Annotated in this window: 16 protein-coding genes and 1 other annotated feature; of the genes, 8 read left to right on the plus strand and 8 right to left on the minus strand. The window is 40.5% G+C overall.

Annotation, left to right across the window (positions count from 1 at the left end; all coding sequences use genetic code 11):
- The first annotated feature begins 3 nt into the window (after positions 1–3).
- From ABG082_RS16205 to ABG082_RS16230, 6 genes are all read left to right on the plus strand, one after another.
- On the plus strand, positions 4–1,338 hold the full coding sequence (locus ABG082_RS16205) for an MFS transporter (protein WP_317328082.1): 1,335 nt from the start codon (positions 4–6) through the stop codon (positions 1,336–1,338).
- Positions 1,339–1,606: 268 nt separating this feature from the next.
- Complete coding sequence (locus tag ABG082_RS16210; RefSeq protein ID WP_017357882.1) at positions 1,607–2,590, plus strand: YncE family protein; 984 nt, start codon at positions 1,607–1,609, stop codon at positions 2,588–2,590.
- Positions 2,587–3,273, plus strand: coding sequence for a response regulator transcription factor (locus ABG082_RS16215; RefSeq protein ID WP_019743413.1), 687 nt, complete (start codon positions 2,587–2,589; stop codon positions 3,271–3,273). The genes ABG082_RS16210 and ABG082_RS16215 overlap by 4 nt, the downstream gene beginning before the upstream one ends.
- Positions 3,270–4,688 (plus strand): ATP-binding protein, encoded by a 1,419-nt coding sequence (locus ABG082_RS16220; RefSeq protein ID WP_317328084.1) that lies wholly within the window; start codon positions 3,270–3,272, stop codon positions 4,686–4,688. Before ABG082_RS16215 ends, ABG082_RS16220 begins: the two co-directional genes overlap by 4 nt.
- 148 nt (positions 4,689–4,836) lie before the next feature.
- Complete coding sequence (locus ABG082_RS16225; protein WP_348936265.1) at positions 4,837–6,951, plus strand: glycosyltransferase family 39 protein; 2,115 nt, start codon at positions 4,837–4,839, stop codon at positions 6,949–6,951.
- A 31-nt stretch (positions 6,952–6,982) separates the two neighbouring features.
- Positions 6,983–7,975 (plus strand): glycosyltransferase family 2 protein, encoded by a 993-nt coding sequence (locus tag ABG082_RS16230; protein ID WP_065461148.1) that lies wholly within the window; start codon positions 6,983–6,985, stop codon positions 7,973–7,975.
- A gap of 48 nt (positions 7,976–8,023) precedes the next feature.
- Here ABG082_RS16230 and ABG082_RS16235 read toward each other — a convergent pair whose 3' ends face one another.
- Positions 8,024–9,373 carry an amino acid permease gene (locus ABG082_RS16235; RefSeq protein WP_007500022.1) on the minus strand — a complete coding sequence of 450 codons (1,350 nt, stop codon included), beginning with the start codon at positions 9,371–9,373 and terminating at the stop codon, positions 8,024–8,026.
- Positions 9,374–9,448: 75 nt separating this feature from the next.
- Positions 9,449–9,673, minus strand: a binding site (T-box leader).
- Between the two features lie 91 nt (positions 9,674–9,764).
- Positions 9,765–10,439, minus strand: coding sequence for an NAD(P)H-dependent oxidoreductase (locus ABG082_RS16240; protein ID WP_348936266.1), 675 nt, complete (start codon positions 10,437–10,439; stop codon positions 9,765–9,767).
- Positions 10,440–10,644: 205 nt separating this feature from the next.
- On the opposite strand from ABG082_RS16240, the gene ABG082_RS16245 reads away from it, so the two are divergent.
- Positions 10,645–11,010, plus strand: a complete 366-nt coding sequence (locus ABG082_RS16245) for a winged helix-turn-helix transcriptional regulator (RefSeq protein ID WP_017357877.1) — start codon at positions 10,645–10,647, stop codon at positions 11,008–11,010.
- An 8-nt stretch (positions 11,011–11,018) separates the two neighbouring features.
- Here ABG082_RS16245 and ABG082_RS16250 read toward each other — a convergent pair whose 3' ends face one another.
- From ABG082_RS16250 to ABG082_RS16260, 3 genes are all read right to left on the minus strand, one after another.
- A complete protein-coding gene (locus tag ABG082_RS16250) occupies positions 11,019–12,191 on the minus strand; it encodes a PDZ domain-containing protein (protein ID WP_017368129.1) in 1,173 nt (390 codons plus the stop codon).
- Positions 12,192–12,274: 83 nt separating this feature from the next.
- A complete protein-coding gene (locus ABG082_RS16255) occupies positions 12,275–12,628 on the minus strand; it encodes a swarming motility protein SwrAA (protein WP_007500014.1) in 354 nt (117 codons plus the stop codon).
- A gap of 344 nt (positions 12,629–12,972) precedes the next feature.
- Positions 12,973–14,418 (minus strand): S41 family peptidase, encoded by a 1,446-nt coding sequence (locus tag ABG082_RS16260; RefSeq protein ID WP_041091482.1) that lies wholly within the window; start codon positions 14,416–14,418, stop codon positions 12,973–12,975.
- A gap of 153 nt (positions 14,419–14,571) precedes the next feature.
- On the opposite strand from ABG082_RS16260, the gene ABG082_RS16265 reads away from it, so the two are divergent.
- Positions 14,572–15,312, plus strand: a complete 741-nt coding sequence (locus ABG082_RS16265; protein ID WP_008348223.1) for a sulfite exporter TauE/SafE family protein — start codon at positions 14,572–14,574, stop codon at positions 15,310–15,312.
- A gap of 48 nt (positions 15,313–15,360) precedes the next feature.
- Here the strand turns inward: ABG082_RS16265 and ABG082_RS16270 are convergent, their stop codons facing one another.
- From ABG082_RS16270 to ftsE, 3 genes are all read right to left on the minus strand, one after another.
- Positions 15,361–16,623 (minus strand): peptidoglycan DD-metalloendopeptidase family protein, encoded by a 1,263-nt coding sequence (locus tag ABG082_RS16270; protein ID WP_348936267.1) that lies wholly within the window; start codon positions 16,621–16,623, stop codon positions 15,361–15,363.
- A gap of 114 nt (positions 16,624–16,737) precedes the next feature.
- On the minus strand, positions 16,738–17,628 hold the full coding sequence (gene ftsX / locus ABG082_RS16275) for a permease-like cell division protein FtsX (protein ID WP_024719915.1): 891 nt from the start codon (positions 17,626–17,628) through the stop codon (positions 16,738–16,740).
- Positions 17,621–18,307, minus strand: coding sequence for a cell division ATP-binding protein FtsE (ftsE, locus tag ABG082_RS16280; protein WP_008348229.1), 687 nt, complete (start codon positions 18,305–18,307; stop codon positions 17,621–17,623). Before ftsE ends, ftsX begins: the two co-directional genes overlap by 8 nt.
- Positions 18,308–18,686: the final 379 nt, after the last annotated feature.

The following is an 18,686-nucleotide window of genomic DNA, read 5'->3' on the forward strand; positions in this document are numbered from 1 at the left end:
ACATTGAATCTTAAAAAAGAGAACTTGATCATTTATTCTTTGCTGCTTGGAGCTATTTTAGTTCCAGTCAATTCAACCATGATCGCAGTCGCTCTATCATCTATATCAACTTATTACGATCAATCCATATCAAACATTACTTGGGTGGTCACGATTTATCTAATTGTCATGGCAGTCACTCAACCTATTGCGGGTAAGCTGGGAGATATATACGGCCACCGCAGCATGTATTTAGTTGGTGTGATACTCTTTTTGATTGGCTCCATTGGATGTGCTTTCGCACCTAATCTTGCTTTTCTTATTAGCTTCCGATCAATTCAAGCGGCAGGCGGAGCTATATTAACGCCGAACAGCATTGCTTTAATTCGTGCAACAGTATCACATGAAAAGCTTTCTAAAACTATGGGTTTTTTCGGTTTTGGAGCGGGAATTGGTGCCGCACTTGGACCTTTTATCGGCTCTATTCTCATTCAGAGCTTTGACTGGCATTCCATTTTCCTAGTGAATATACCATTTTTGATTCTCACACTTGTGACAGGCGTTTTTATGATTCCGAAGATGAAACATACGCGTTTACAAGCCAATGTAGATATCATCGGTTCGTTATACTTAACAATCGGGATCGCCACACTCATTTTGTTTACTAAAAGCCAAGTATTAAACGAATACATGATCTATGGCGTTCTAGCGGTCATTTCCATTCCTTTATTTTTCAAACACGTACGGAAAGTTACAAATCCCATCATTGATTTGACACTATTTAAAAACAGTACTTTTACGAACGCTAACCTTTCTATCATGCTTAGTAATTTTGTGATGTACGCGATTCTTCTCATCATGCCGCTGTTTATGGAGCAAAAACTCGCGCTTTCTCATACACAAAGCGGGATTTTCCTTTCGATCTTTTCACTCTGTATGTCTATTAGTGGATTACTCGGAGCAAAGCTCCATCCAATAAAAGGTGCCAAAAAAATGATTCGATTTTCATTTCTATGCCTTACTTTATCCGGTGTTATGCTGATCACACTAAGCAGCTACCCAAATTTACCACTCCTTATCATCACATTAGTCGCTGGGGGGATCTCATCAGGTATTGGCATGACTAGCATGCAGATGGCTTCTTTAACATCTGTTGATCAGAGTTTATCCGGCTCTGCATCTGGGATTTTTTCTACCTTTCGTTATTTCGGAAGTATCATTTCATCTACTTTAATTGGTATATTAAGTGGTTTTCAATCTTTATTTATCGTATTAATGGGCGCAGGTATTCTTGGTTTCCTCCTCTCTCATCGTCTAAAAACGAAACCCACTTCTCATTCATCTGAACACTCTGCTTAATGACTTCCTTCGCTCTATTTAGGGCGGGGGAGCTATGATTATTTGTTACTGTAACCGATTATGGATACAATGATCAAACTGTGAAAACGATCTTTTACTCATGAAAAAATGTCATATGAATAAACGAAAATGAAATTTCAGCTTTCATTTACCTCTACTTCCCCACCTAAAAACTTCTTTTCATATCTTCCAGCATTCATAACTTCGATTTTTTTTCACAATTTTTGTGTTATGCTTTTTGAAAATAGAGCACCAAAGGAGCAGAAGGATGAAACGAGTGAAATATTTTTTAATATGCTTGTCAGCTCTACTATTTTTCCTAGCAGGCTGCGGAAAAGACCAGCAATTTACGCCACCTGGCAGCTCTCAATCAATTGCTGTCATTTCTCAACTAAAAAAAGCCTCCTTTTCAATCGTTGATTTACAAAAAAATAAAATTGTCTCTTCCGTTGATTTAAAACATCCTCTCACTGATCTTGTTCACATCAACAAAGATGTGATCATTGCATCAAGTAAGGAAGGACAATCTCTTATAGAAATCAATTTAAAAAAAGGAACAGCAGCGGACTATATGGATGTGAATAAAGGTCTGACTTCACTTGCGTATGATGCGGAGACCAACACTTTACTTGTGACCGATTCAGAGAAAAATGTCGTTTATTTTATCGATACAGTGCACAAGAAAATAAAAGCAACTGTGAAGACCGGGACATTACCCTCTTCTATGGCGTTGTCTTCTTCAGGAACGTTGTTTGTTTTAAATGCAAAAAGTCATTCTGTTTCAGTCATTGATATTGAAAAGAAAAAAAAGATACGAACGATTTCCGTCCTAGAACGGCCATCTGGTATTCATTTTGATGGGCATTCCATTTGGGTTGGAGGACACGGTAAACCGGGCACATTAAATAAGAGCATTTTTGCTTACGACCCTAAAACAGGTAAAAAACAGCGAGAAATCAAACTAGGTGTTATGCCAGTCGCATTTTTTTCAGAAAAAAACTCTTCTACTTTATATGTATTATGTCATGGAGACCATACACTATATAAAGTAAATACCGAGAAAAACAAACTGCTTTCCTCTGTTGAGACCGGTCAAAATCCGAATTATATCACTGCTGATTCCTCATCTATATATGTCAGTAACTTAGATGACAATTCAGTATCCGTCATCGACAAACATACATTCATGTTGAAGAACCGACTGAACATCCCAGCAGGACCTTATGCTATCATGTTGGAGGAAAAGAAATGAAAGAACAGATGAATATTTTAATAGTAGATGATGAATTAGATATGCTTGAGTTAATCGGATCCTTTTTGCAGAGACAAGGCTTTCACGTGATAACTGCAAATAATGGCACGGGCGCCTTACATCAGCTTGAAAAAGAGGCCATTGACCTTGTTGTATTGGATGTTATGATGCCAGATATGGATGGATTCGAAGTCTGCCAGCGCATCAGGCAAACCTCTCAAATCCCCATTTTATTTTTAACAGCTAGAAGTTATGAAGAGGATCGCATTAAGGGGCTGGAAATTGGGGCAGACGACTACATCATGAAGCCTTTTAGTCTACGTGAGCTTGCAGCTAGAATTGAAACGACATTAAGACGAATTAGAGGTCTTTCTTTAAAGCGCAGTCGAATCATGATTGGTGACTTGGAGATCGATCAAGATGGCAGACAAGTCTATCTCAAGCAAGAGCCCATCAATTTAACAAGAAGAGAATTTGATTTACTTATGTTTCTTCTGCTCAATCAAGGCCAAGTCTTTTCCCGTGAACAGCTCTATCAAAAATTGTGGGAATCACACTCATCTAGTGGCTCTTTAAGAACAGTCGATACACATATTAAAACACTAAGACTGAAATTAAAGGAAGCGGAACGGTATATTAAAACCGTTTGGGGTGTCGGCTATAAGTTTGAGGAGGACAAATGAAGCCATTATCTATTAAAAGGAAAGTGCTTTTCTTAATCCTTTCCGTTATAGGCATCGTTGCTGCCTCAGCTCTTGCCCTGACTTATTACTTATACCAGCACTTATATATAGATAAACAGATTGACTCTTTAAGTTTACAAGGAAAGAAGCTGGCAGAAATCTATCACAAACACGGGAAAGACACGTATTTTACTGACAGAATGAAGTGGGCAAATGACTCAAGTCAGGCAAGTGTTATTTTTACTGATGATCCTATGGAGCTTTCAAGCGGTATTCCTTTCGATACGAATACAAACGATAACCTCATTACGTTTAAAGAACGCCAAAAGCTTCTTCAAGGGAAAACAGTTGTGTTAATTAGAGAACACCCCCAGTTTCATCAAGATATTCTCGGGATTGCCATCCCTGTGTTCTCAAACAAAAATGATTTATCAGGAACCATTTTCCTCTCTATGCCTTTATCTGATGTGTATGAACCGTTTGTTCAAATTCGTTTAACGCTTGGCATCTCTATTTTAATTATCTTGCTTTTGATTTTCTTTATTGGATATAAAAGTTCTAATAAAGTCGTAAGGACGATCAATCAAATGAAAGAAATTGCAATGGAAATGGAATCTGGTGATTTTTCAAAACGCATGGCTGTGACCAAAAAAGGGGATGAGCTAAATCAGCTGAGCCGTTCCTTTAATAAACTGTCCTCTACGTTAGAAAAAGTTGAACAGCATCGCAGAGAGTTCCTTGCTAATGTTTCTCACGAACTGAGAACGCCTTTAAGTTATATGAAAGGCTATGCCGAAGGAATTGAAGAAGGCATTATTGATCAAAAGAAAGGCATGCAGATTATTCAAGACGAATCCACACGATTAAGCAGGCTCGTACATGACCTTCTTGATCTCGCGCAATTAGAGGGGGAATCTTATCCACTAACGATGGAACCAATCGTCTTTGCGCAGCTTATTCATGATGTTCTTGATCAAATGACATTCATTACTAGTCAAAAGGGAATCTCGTTCAACCGAGAACTCAAAGAAGATTGTATTATTTATGGTGATAGCGATCGACTTGAGCAAGTCGTTCGTAATTTATTGGACAATGCCATCCATTACACGCCATCAGGAAAATCGATTTCGATTGAATTATTCGTTCACCAACAAACTGCTGAATTGAGAATCATAGATGAAGGCAGCGGAATTCCAAAAGGAGATCTCCCTCATGTTTCTGAGCGTTTTTATCGAGTGAATAAAGCCCGCACAAGAAAAGATGGCGGCTCTGGTCTTGGACTAGCCATTGTTTATCAAATTATAAAAAAACATCGTGGCACGTTCGTTCTTCAATCTGAACAAGGCCTAGGTACGACCGCTGTTATACAATTACCAAGTGCAGAGAGCACTGAAACTCCGCCTGTCTCCTCATAAAATAAGATGACATCTTAAACAAAACAGCTCTTTTCTAGAGCTGTTTTTATTCAACAGAAAAATAAAGAATTGGCCTTTTTTTATTAACAATTTATTCATATTTGCTTGTTACACTTTTTTCAAGTTAAGAAAAAGGAGTGACAAGCTTTTGATTAGACGCTTTCAGAAATTTGATCTTTATTTATTTTTCATATTGATTTTATCTGCCATTTTAAACATTTATAACATTTGGAACGACGATACGGTGAACGCTTATTATACAGCGGCGGTCACAAGTATGATGCAAAGCTGGCATAATTTCTTCTTTGCTTCGTTCGATCCCTCAGGTTATGTCACGGTGGATAAACCACCGCTCGCCTTCTGGCTGCAAACGATCAGCGCCAAAATTTTCGGCCTGCATGGCTGGAGTGTGATCTTACCCCAAGCTTTAGCTGGCATTGGATCTGTTTATTTAATCTACCGCCTAGTCAAACCTACATTTGGCCAGGCTGCAGCAAGACTGTCAGCACTCATTATGGCGTGTACACCAATCGCAGTTGCTGTATCTCGTACAAATAACATTGACAGCTTACTCGTCTTTATTCTTTTACTCGCAACAGCCATGATGTTCAAGGCTGTGAAACAGCAGAAAGTGCTTTGGGCGATTGCTTCTTTTGCAATGATCGGTGTCGGTTTTAATACAAAAATGCTACAAGCGTATATGATTGTACCGGCTCTCGTCCTGTTTTACATCATTTCCTATAGAACGACATGGAAGAAAAAGTTGTTATCGCTGATGATTTCAATGATTGTTCTTTTAGGTGTATCTGCTTCATGGTCTATAGCGGTTGATCTCACTTCCAAAGACAATCGTCCTTATATGGGATCAAGTCAATCGAACTCAGCACTAGAATTAGCCTTTGGTTACAATGGTCTGCAGCGGTTGACTGGTCAACAGTCTGGCGGAGGCGGAGGCACAAATCAGGGTGAGGGACAGCCACCTTCACAGCAGGGTGATCAGCAAAATGACAATGATTCATCCACCATGCCTCAGCCGCCATCAAATGGAACTCAAAACAACTCAGACAATTCAAACCAATCATCCAGTCAGGAACAGCCTTCAATGCAAGGACCACCAAGCAATGCAAACGGCACAACACCACCTGATATGCCTTCAGGCGGTAATGGTGATGGACCGCCAAATGGCGGGGGCGGAAAAATGGGAAATGGTTCTGGCATGTTTGGAACAGGAACAAAAGGGCCATTACGTCTGTTCCAATCTGAACTGTCCGATCAAATCAGCTGGCTGCTTCCATTTGCGCTCTTTGGTGCGATTGGTATCTTCTTCTCGACAGCCTTTGAAAGAAGACGCCTCAATACAAAACAAAAAGAAACACTATTTTGGTTAGCTTGGCTTATACCTGTTGCTGCATTCTTCAGTGTAGCTGGATTTTTCCATCACTATTATTTAATCATGCTGGCACCGCCAATTGCTGTATTAGCAGGAGCCGGATGGGTTTCTATGACTCAATTGTTTCAAACGGGAACTGGCTTTAAAAAATGGCTACTGCCAATTGCGATATTCGTCACAACCGCATTTGAAATCTTTATCCTATCCACTTTTACAAGCACGATCGGTCTTGGACTAAGCATTGCAGTCGGTATCATTGGTATTGGAACGATCCTTTCTCTACTTTTGATAAAAGGGAAAGAAAAACTAAAACAATTCATGTCTCTCATTGCCATCCTTGGGATGCTGATCGCACCACTATACTGGGCAAGCACACCTCTTCTTTACGGAGGAAACAGTATGCTGCCAGAGGCTGGTCCTCAGCTTGCAACTTCAAGTGGCAGCATGAGTTCACAAGTCAATGAAAAGCTGATCAGCTATCTTGAGAAAAACAATACGGGAGAAGAATTCCTATTCGGGACAACAGATGCAACCACTGCTTCGCCTTACATTATTAAAACAGGAAAAGCTGTTATGGCATTAGGTGGATTTAGTGGATCTGATAACATTCTCACGCTTAATGAATTCAAACAGCTCGTTAAAGACGGCAAAATCAAATACTTCTATCTTTCTGGTATGAGAGGCGGCAGCTCTGACATTCTTACTTGGATTCAAAAAAATGGCAAAGAAGTAACTGCTTCTAAATGGCAGAATAGCTCTACATCCAAAACGAACCAGCAAACAGGCAGCCAACAATCCGAACAAAATGATCAGTCAAATGGACGAATGGGCGGAATGGAGAGCGGTACTCTTTATGAACTATCCGTTGATTAATTCATCTATTAAAAGGGAGGAACGATGACTGATGGAAAAGAACATACAATACTCTGTTGTAGTCCCAGTGTATAATGAAGAACTTGTGATCCATGAATCGTATCAGCGCCTCAAGACCGTCATGGATTCGACGGGAGAAGCATATGAGCTTCTCTTCGTCAATGACGGCAGTATGGATCGAACAGCTGAACTGATTAAAGGGTACTGCCAGACTGATCCGCATGTGAGACTTATTGATTTTTCTCGTAACTTTGGGCATCAAATTGCCATTACAGCGGGAATGGATTATGCAAAGGGAGAAGCTGTCGTAGTGATTGATGCGGATTTACAAGATCCACCTGAATTGATTTTAGACATGATTGAAAAATGGAAGGAAGGCTATGAGGTCGTATACGCGGTCCGCACACAACGAAAAGGCGAAACAGCTTTCAAAAAGTACACGGCTTCCCTTTTCTACCGAGTGCTACGTCAAATCACCGAAGTAGATATTCCTATTGACACCGGCGACTTTAGATTGATGGATCGTAAAGTGTGTCATGAAATGAGAAAAATACGCGAGAAAAACCCATTTGTCCGCGGATTAGTGAGCTGGGTTGGCTTCAAACAGATTGCGGTAGAATATGTTCGGGATGAGCGGTTGGCAGGAGAAACAAAGTACCCTCTCAAAAAGATGCTCAAGCTCTCGATGGATGGGATCACATCTTTTTCTTACAAACCTTTAAAGCTGGCCAGCGTGGCAGGCATTGTCCTTTCAGCTATTGGCTTCATTTCGATGTTTCTTGTCTTATATTTAAAGCTTTTTACTAACAGCACCATCACCGGCTGGAGTTCATTAATTGTCATTCAGCTATTCTTTAGCGGGATCATCCTCTTTATGTTAGGCATGATCGGAGAGTATATCGGCCGAATCTACGATGAAGCCAAGGACCGGCCGCTTTATATCGTCAGGGAGAGCTATGGCCTTCAGGCAAAGCCACATCCCGTTCAATCCCCTGTCCATTTCAAGCAATATAAACAGTATTAAAAAAAGCGTGCGAGACCCTTCAGAAGGTCCTGCACGCTTTTTAATAAATTAGACGGCTGTTTCAAACCGTTTTCTGTTAATAAAGAAAGAAAGTGTAATGATTAAATAAATGCCCATTGTGACCAGCGTTTGAACAATTGGTGTATTGAATACAACGCCGACAAAAATGGCCATGATCGCAATAACGGAAAACCACGTTGTGAAAGGATACAGCTTCACGCGATATCCGCCTGGCTGTGCGATGCTTCGAGATTTCAAATGACCGACGGCAATGATAAACCAGATGAATAGAACTGTGTAACTTAAAGAGCCCATCAAGTAATTAAACGTTTGACTTCCTACAAAAAGAGAAATCAATACAGCTGCATACAAAGTAGATGTACATACAAGGATGGCTCGAACAGGCACCTGCTGTTTTGACAGCTTGGAGAATCCTTTCCATACACGGCCATCCATTGCCTGTGTATAAAGCACCCGTGATGAAGCATACAAGCCAGAGTTCATAGAAGACAAAATCGCTAGTAAGATAATGCCGTTCATGATGTCACTGGCATACGGTACTCCGATCGTTGCAAACACTGTCACAAATGGACTTACTTGCTCATTGTTTACTTGATTCCAAGGGATTAAGCTGACAATGATAAAGAACGGCAGTACATAAAAACCGATGATGCGTACAAACGTACTTTGAATGGCCTTTGGTATGACTTTTTCAGGGTTTTTTGTTTCTGCTAAAGTGACCCCAATCATCTCCGTCCCACCATATGAATACACGACAACCAGCATTGCTGCAATTAATCCGCCAGTACCATTTGGGAAAAATCCACCGTGATCCGTTAAGTTAGACAATCCAGGTGCTGCATGCTGTCCGAATGAGACAAATAGCATGGTGAATCCAATGATAATAAATAAGATGATGACAGCAATTTTAATAGAAGCTAACCAATACTCTGTCTCAGCAAACATTTTGACTGAGCAAACATTAATGATTGTGACTACAAGTGAAATGATTAACACAAGCATCCAGATTGGCACTTGTGGGAACCAGTACTGAATAAAAATGGCCGACACAATCGCTTCTGCTGCAATGTTCAGCACCCACATCTTCCAATAGATCCAGTCTAAGAAATAGGCCGGATATTTTCCTAACACAGGTTCAATCAAGTCACGGAATGTTCTTGCTCCAGGTCGTGCAACGGTCATTTCGGCAAGTCCTTGCATAATAAATAATAAAATAAGACCACCAATCATGTATGCCAAAATGACAGCAGGACCCGCAATATCAATGGCAGAACTGCTTCCTTTAAACAGACCAGCACCGATGGCACCGCCAAGCGCAAGCATCATAATATGCCTTGATGTCATTGTTCGTTTTAACTGCACATGTTCCTTTTCCATTTTCTATAGCTCCTTTAAATTTGAATCTTCAGACAAATATAAGATAAAAGCATATAAAAAGGCCAGCCATCTCCTGGAAGAGACGACTGACCTTGCAACCGCGTTACCACTCTTATTGATTCAGCCATGGCTGAATCCAACTTAAAACCCGATAACGGAGGTCACACGTAAAGACTTACTATTCATTCAGTCTTACCGCTCTTTGAGCGAGTTCAATGATTCGTTTTACTGCGTTGCACCGACCCGCAGCTCTCTTAAAAAACGGATGTTCATTTACTATTCTCAAGTCAAAGCGTTTATAGTCAAATTTGTATATTCGTCAAAGATTTTATTTTTTAAATATACTGACTAACCACGCAATTGTCAACAGCCTTTTTCAGACAAACAGCGATTAACGAATCCAAACAGCTACTTCATCCATCGGGCGACGTGTTTTGCCGCGTTTTGGCTCAGTGACACGATAACCAAAGGCTGCCATGACAGAGATGTCGTATTGACCATCCTCCAGTAACCCTTCTTCTTCTAAGATACGATGGATGTGATCGTAGCTAAATCCTTCAACTGGGCATGAATCAATGCCGATCTGTGCCGCAGCTGTCATCATGTTACCTAAGGCAATATACGTTTGTTTTGAAGCCCAATCAAATAATGTACGGTCATTTTCTAGCAGATGAAGATCGTTCTCTTGGAATTCTCTGTAGCGCCCCTTGACCATTTCAAACGTTTCGTCTGTCATTCCTTTGATTTGCTTGTTGATGTATTCTGCATATGCTGAATCATAGCGGGCATCTGTTCTTGCCAAGATGATCACAAAATGGCTGGCAGTTGGAAGCTGCTTGTGCGCCCCCCATGTATACTCTTTTAATTTTTCTCTAAATGCTTCATTTTGAACAACGAGGAACTTCCAAGGCTCAAACCCTACAGAGCTTGGAGAAAGTCTTCCTGTTTCTAAAATAAATGCAAAATCATCCTCTGGAATCTTTTTCGCTGGGTCAAACTCTTTTGTCGCATGACGGAATTCATACGCCTCAATGATTTCTTTTTTTAACTGCTCTTTGTCTCGCATTTTATTCATCCTTTCTAATGAACAGGTGTGTTCCCACAATCCAATTTCTTTCCATTCCTTCATAGAAATTGTTATGATAGGAAAACAAACAACCCGAATGTGTGATGTCCTATCTCTATGGTAAAAGAAAAGCTTCCATTGATTCAAGTACGCACATTTTTGTTCGTTAGGTACAAACATGTTCGTTTAAGAAAGGAATGTTGAGATGAGTGCACCATCCAATCCAGTCAGTATTGTGAATCATGGCTGTCCCGTGTCTATCACTACAAATGTCATCGGAGGGAAATGGAAAGGCGTCATCCTTTATCATTTGACTTGCGGTCCAAAGCGTTACAACGAAATACGCCGGCTTCTGCCAAGAATTTCGCAGCGTGTCCTGACGTTGCAATTACGAGAACTTGAACAAGACGGGATTGTTCACCGTGAAGTCTATGAGGAAGTTCCTCCTCGTGTCGAGTATTCACTGACTTCTCTTGGAAATACGTTAAAGCCCATTATCTTTGCCATGCGTGAATGGGGCGAATCCTATGGGAGAGAAACGCGCCCAAAAGAAAAAAGCTGCCATCTCTAGCAGCTTTTTTAAGATGAAATCGCCGTTGGCTCTTGCTGTGGATCGTCCTTCACAAACAAGATACCAAGCTGGTGATGCTCCCCTTCGTAAGAGGCGCGTTTCTCAAACCTTGTCTGACCATTGAGACCAATGATCTCAAGCTTTGTCAGAGCACGATTGGTTTGTAGTGCTTCATAAAATTCTGAAACGGTTTTGATCTCAATTCCATTGACCTTTGTAATCATTTCTCCGATCTCAAGCTTTAAATCAGCCGCAGGGGTATTCGGAATGATACCAAGCACCATAAGCCCTTGATTCCGCTTAGAGAAAAAGAATGGTGCAGCGTTGTCATTCGCCCTCTGCTTCCATGATAAAAAAGCTCTTCCTGCAATCGCTAGAACAACAGCTCCCCACGCAATCGGCTCAAACCAAATACTTGCCGCACCTACTGCAGCAACAGCTAGACCGAGCATCATAATACGGCGTGACGTAATTTGAATACTGACAATTGGCAGCGATCCTTGAATACGCTGGCCAAAGCCGATGATGTACGGGATCACAATAAATGAAAAGCTTTGATCGTGCACTTGAAGCACAGGCCACCATGGCAGAGAAGAAGTCCATTCACCTGCCGGCATCAGCAAAACAAGTGGTAGAAGCCACAGACGGTTTGCTCGCTGCTGGCCGATCAAAAGTCCTCTCGCACTCATCACCATTGCAGGCGATGTACGTAAATGCGCCGTTCGATAGGCTAACATGCCTTCGGTCATTAACAGTAGCCCTAACAGGATCACAACGGCTGATGCATTCATCATTGAAAGCTGCGGCAGCCAGGAATGGCTCACTTGAACAGACATCAATCCAAATGCCGCAATAAAACTGAAACCGAGTGTGTATGCAGACGAAAGCGCACTCGCCTTAAAGAATAAAGAGAAAACGATGGTCATCGCTGCAATCAGCACGATGAATCCAGGCGGAAGGGAAATCCCTAAGCCTACAGATATGATCGATAGACAAATTCCTGGAACCCATCCCTTTGAATATGTAAATTTCAGTTCATCGTAAACATCTTCTATTCTTGTTTGAAACGCTTTTCTCTCCCGCTTTACGCGGATGTAGCCATATAATAGGCTGATTAATACCATAAAATAAAAAAGAGGATGGATTAAAAACAGACCGACCGCTTTTAATCCGGCTCCCATCCACTCCGAGCTCATTATCGTTCACCGCCCAAGTCAAGCATTTTCTCTTATTCTATCAAATAAATCGATGCTTGACATCAGGTTTATTTCTCCTGATTCATCCAAAGTGTGACATTCGACAGTGAAAAATCTTTTAAATAGTGATTCACATCTACATCTAGTATGCCGCCGAGAAGCTGCATGGACCTCTTGATGTCGGTTAAGTTTATACCAAGTCTCTTATGATTATCCATTAAATAATTGAAGTATATCTCAGCACAGTCTTCATCGATCTCGTCGACTGATTCTACCGTTGTGTAATTGACCAAGTACCTGCTTAACAGCATGAGTAGACTTAATGCCTTTGTAGCCGAAAACGTCACATCTTTCGTACGACTCTTAAGCTCCTCTACCAACTCGTAATATTTTTTCTCTCTCACAATACTTGCCCTTTTCAATTGTGTACCCCCATTTACTAGTTCTTTTAAGAAAAGCGCAAACCTCGGTACAGCTCAATGCTTAAGCTGAATATCCGCAAAAAATAAAATATTTAAAATGAGTGCTACTTTTTATTGTAAGAATTATTTATGTAACATACAACTTTCAAAAGTTTCATTTTCATGACATGTTTAAATCAACAGAAAGTCTCTTATATAAATATGTTATCGGGTAAATTCGAAGGAATGTTATGTTTTTTGTAAAATAAATGAATATATTTCTCGATATAATATATTTTTAAGAATAAATTATTACATGTTCGTAACACTTATGAACCAAAAAAAAGAGGCATTTATTCGCCTCTTTATTTTTTGAGATATAGTGCTTTTAGTGCAGTTTGCAGCTGAAGATCATTCTTTTCATAAGATTTCACTTCATCTACCATCTTGTTCATCATTTTCGCTGTCTTTAAATCAATCACGCCTGATTTTTCGAGATTGTATGTGCTTTGAAATGCGAGTACAGCCTTTTTCGTTTCTTCGTCAAAATATCCATCTACTCTGCCAGGGTCAAATGATAACCCTTTTAACAATGTCTGTGCTTGTCTGACTTCTTCATTGTTCATATCAAGCTGAAGCGGTTCTTTCAGCTGGAGCGGGCCAACGGTGAAGTAATCTGGTTGATGAATCGCAATGGTCGGCACAACGCCTTTTTTGTGAATCCAATTCCCTTTTGGTGTCAGCCACTTATACAGCGTTAATTTAATGTTACTTCCATCTCCCATTGGTACCGCCTGCTGCACAGTTCCTTTACCAAAGGAAACGTCACCTACCACTTCATACTTCCCTGCTTCTTTCATGGCACCAGCCAGAATTTCAGAAGCGGATGCACTTCCTTTATCAATTAAGACATTGACCGGGTATGGTTTTTGTTCTTTTCGTTTTGAAAAATATCGTTTTCGATCGCCATTCCGTTCTGCAATTTGAATATATGGCTGATCCTTTGTGATAAAATGTTTCAAAATGTCTTCCACACTTTGTAGATAGCCGCCAGGATTTCCTCTCACGTCCAGCACAAGGCCTTCCATGCCCTTTTTCTCGAGCTTATTCAAGCTTGCCGTGAAATCCTTCGCCGTATCTTCAGAGAAGCTAGAGATCGCAATATAGCCTGTTTTATGACCATTGACCTCTTTCATTGAAGCCGTTACGGTTTCAAGCGGGATTTCTTCTCGTTTGATATGGAATGTTAGCTCTTTTTCAATTCCATTTCGTCTGATTTTCAAGGCGACAGACGTTCCTTTTTTTCCTCTTATTTTCAGTACAGCATCGTTTAGGCTTTTTTCTTTCATCGACTCACCGTCAATGCTGATGATTTCATCTTTCGGTTTCAGACCCGCCTTTGCCGCAGGGGATTTTTTAAAGGCAGAGACAATGATAATCTTTCCTTCATCCATTCCAACTTCTGCCCCAATTCCTTCAAATGAGGAATCAAGTGAATCCGAAAATTGCTTTGCGGTTTGCTTGTCCATGTATACTGAATACGGATCATTTAAGGTTGAAAGCATTCCTTGTATGGCACCTTCAAGCAGCTTTTGACGATCCACTTCCTCTACATATTCATTCGAAATGAGGTCATAGGCTTTCTCAATTTTCTCCATTCCGTTTTCCTTCGCTCGATCACTTGATTGAGCTTGTCCAGCCACTGCAGCCGCTTTCGGTGACTCCGCTTGAGTCGCCTCTTTATGCGTCATAACCCCTGCACTGATGATGAGAATGACACTTGCCATGATGGATGCGATTTGTTTTTTCATATTTGGCCTCCTTCTTCAACTCTTCCTGATGACCTGAGTTATTATATGCCAGAAGAAGGGATTTCATGTAAAGACATTCTCCTAGGGAGGCTTGACTAATCATTTCATTAGGTGTAATTTTTATTTTGTTACGATCGAGAAGGAGTCATCGCTATGTATATTATATTGACTATGCTTTTATTAGGAATTTTACTAGGGTTTGTAGGAGCTGGCGGGGCTGGTTTTGTCATCGCATTGCTGACGTTAATCTTTGATGTACCAATCCATACTGCACTTGGTACATCTTTAGCTGCTATGGCATTTACGACTTTATCTGGTGCATACAGCCACTACCGGGAAGGAAATATCCAGCTCAAATCAGGTTTGATTGTTGGTGCACTAGCTTGTATTGCTTCATTTGCCGGAGCAAAAGTGGCTCCTTTTATTCCAGAGGATAGCCTGCACTATTTAACAGCTGGTATGCTCTTTTTATCTGCTGTTTTTATGATGATCAAATTGTTTGTCCTAAAAGAAGATGCTGAGCAGCAGCCGCTTTCTTCACGCCAATTGCTGATCAGGGGCATTATATTAGGCCTTGTATCAGGGATGCTTTCAGGGATGTTCGGTATCGGATCAGCACCATTTATTCAAGTGGGGCTTTTGATTTTGCTGAAGCTGTCTATTAGACAAGCTGTTGGCACAACGATGCTAGTGATTATTCCAATCTCTATTGGCGGTGGGATTGGTTATATTTCAGAAGGCTATGTTGACTTTATCCTGCTCGTTCAGATCTTAATCGGTACCGTATTAGGGGCTTTTATTGGGGCAAAATTTACACGCCTTGCGCCAAAACTTTTATTAAAATCCGCTGTGCTTTTAACACCTATTATTGCCGGATTACTGCTGTTATTTTAATTTCATCTACATGAAAAAAGCCGATAACATGATGTTATCGGCTTTTTGTCAGCGGATATATTGCGCTGGATTGACAGCATTTGATTTCGCGCCATTCCATAATCCTTTATGAATTTCAAAATGAAGATGCTGGCCATAAGACTGACCTGTGTTGCCCATATATCCAAGGAATTGACCTTGCTCGACTCTTTGACCTGTTGACACACTTCTTGTTGAAAGATGAGCGTATACCGTTTGATACGTTTGGCCATTGATGTTATGTGTAATGAACACCACGTTCCCATAACTCGACGAGTAGCTTGAGTTCGTGACTGTGCCAGATGCGGCTGCAACGACAGATACAGTGCCTTTTGCAGCGATATCTAATCCGTAATGCTGTCCGCCAGAACGCCCGCCAAAGCCTGATGAGAAACGGCCTGCAGCTGGCTTAATGAAACCTGAGCTACTTGCTGGTGTATCTGACACTTGATCAGATCCTCCACTTGGTGCAGGTGCACTTTTTTCAGCAGCTGCTTGTTCTGCTTTCTTCGCTTCTTCTTTTTGACGGCGTGCTTCTTCAGACTTTACCGCCGCTTTCTGATTCGCTAGAATTTCTTGTTCATTTTCAAGCTTTCCTAGTTCATCATGTGCATGTTCTTTTTCTTCCGTTACATGACCAAGGACTTTTCCTTTTTCTTTTTGCTGTTTAGATAGGTCCTTTTTCAACGTTTCAAGCTCTTTCAAAGATGTTTCAAGTCCACTTAGCTGTTTATTTAGCTCTGCTTCTTTTTGCTCCACTAGCTCCAAATCATTTTCGTGTTCTGTAATCATGTCTTTATCTGCTTCGACGATGGTTGTAACAGCTCCCACACGACTGACAAAATCACTAAAGCTACGAGCACCTAGCAGCACATCTAAATAGTTGATTGTACCGCCACTTTTTTGCATAGAACGAATTCGATCTTTGAAAATCGCTTTTCTCTTTTCAATTCGCTCGTTGATGACTTCAATCTCTTTTTTTAGTTTTTTGATCTCTTGTTTCGTCTGTTTGACCTCTTTTTCTTTTTCAGCGACTTTTTCAGTTGCGACACTTACTTTTTGGTCAATTTTTTCAATTTCTTGCTTGAGCTTTGATTCTTTCTTTTCAAGCTTTGCCAGTTCTGATTTCTTTTTCTTCAAGGTTGATTCAGTCTTCGATGTTTTCTCTTCAATTTGTTGACGTTTTTGATCTAGGTCTTCGTATGCGAATGCACGATTTTCGTTCCCTGGAATGTATAGCCACGTTGTTCCAATAAACGCTGCCATTCCAGCCATCATCAGCTTTCTTTTCAAAACGATATTCCCCTCCCATGACAACTGCCTGCATAAAGAGTCGACCGGATGAATTGGATCAACCGGTCACATCTTCTATAGAATCCTCGAGTGCTGCCATCAATATAAATAGATTTATACTTTCAAGAATTTACGGATGGACGTTAAACTTCCCCACACACCGATAATGGCACCGATCAATAGAAGGATCAGTGATACTTGATAGACAAACGGATTGTATGGAAGCATTGAAATAAATGAACCTTGTACCCTTGGCGCCACCCAGCCGACAGCATATTGATACGTGCCAAGCAATACAGCGATTGGTATAATCGAGCCAAATACACCAAGTAGTAATCCTTCGATGAAGAACGGCCAGCGGATAAACCAGTTCGTTGCACCTACTAGTTTCATAATCTCAATTTCTTTACGTCTAGCAAAAATCGTAATTTTGATCGTATTGGAAATCAAGAACATCGCTGTAAATAAAAGCCCAATAATAAGTGCGATGCCGACATTACGCGCCACTCCGACAACATTAAAGAGTCGGCTGACCTCTTCTTTTCCATAAGTGACTTTATACGTCCCTTTTAGGTTTTCTAATTTCTTCGCTACTTTTGGTGTATCGTGGGGATCTGTTGTTTTCACAATAAACGCATCATTCAATGGATTTTCTTGATCAACCAGTCCCATAGATTGTCCATTTTCACCAAAGCTTTTAATCAGTGCTTTTAGTTCATCATCCTTGGATGAATATTTCACATCACTGATTTCAGGAATCTTCTCAATTTCTGCTTTTAATTCATCCTGCTGCTTTTGATTCGCAGTTAAATCGATGAGAACTTTTACTTCTACTTCTTTCTCAGCGTTCGATGCCATGTTATTCAAGTTGAGCATAATGACAAGAAAAACCCCAACTAAAATCAATGTGACAGTGACCGCACTAATTGATGCAAATGTCATCCACGTGTTTCTTCCAAGTGAACGGAAGCTCTCACGTAAATGCCGCGAGAGAGTTTTAATCATAAATTCCGTACTCCCCTCTTGCTTCGTCACGTACAATCATTCCATCTTCGATTGCGATGACGCGTTTCTTCATGCTGTTTACAATCTCTTTGTTGTGTGTCGCCATGACGACTGTTGTTCCGCGGTTATTAATCTCTTCGAGTGTCTTCATGATTTCCCATGAAGTATCTGGATCAAGGTTTCCTGTCGGTTCGTCTGCAATGACAACCTCAGGATGATTGACGATCGAACGAGCGATCGATACACGCTGCTGTTCACCGCCGGAAAGCTGATCTGGAAATTGACGAGCTTTGTGCTTTAATTGCACCAAATCAAGTACCTCAAGCACTTTTTTCTTAATAATACTTGGCTGTTCACCAATGACTTCAAGAGCAAATGCCACGTTCTCAAAGACCGTGAGACTTGGAAGCAGTTTGAAATCTTGGAATACTACGCCAATTTCTCTTCTCACATAAGGAATTTCTTTTTCCTTCATCGAGCCTAAATCTTTGTTATTAATTAAGATTTTCCCTTTTGTTGGCTTCTCTTCACGATACATCATTTTAATGAACGTGGATTTACCAGCGCCACTGGGACCAACAACATACACGAACTCTCCCGGATGGATAGAGACATTGATTCCATTGATCGCCTTTACACCATTAGGATAGATCTTATAGACTTCCTTCATTTCAATCATGTAATCACCTAATCTTTTCTTATTCGCTGTCAAACAGCTTATCATGATGTTCTGACACTTCTCGTCAAAAAACGTTATGTATGGTCACGCACATACCCTTCGATACGCACAAGCAATTTATGTCCTTTTCATCCAAAAAGATGAAAAAATTGAATCGTCTAAATTTCAACAACTCCAATTATACGTCATGAATCGACGCAATGGTATTACATTTATATTTCAAAACTTATAAATAAAAGGTAAATAGAGCAACCAAAACCGAAAAACATGTCTTTTTACCCTTATTTTTTAAATAAAATTTAATATAATACGTTTTCATACTGTCCAAAAGTCTTTTTCTACAAATAGAAAATAAAAAAACCTTGTCGATTAGACAAAG

The sequence above is a fragment of the Bacillus sp. BS1807G30 genome (assembly GCF_040047675.1).
Lineage (GTDB): Bacteria > Bacillota > Bacilli > Bacillales > Bacillaceae > Bacillus > Bacillus altitudinis.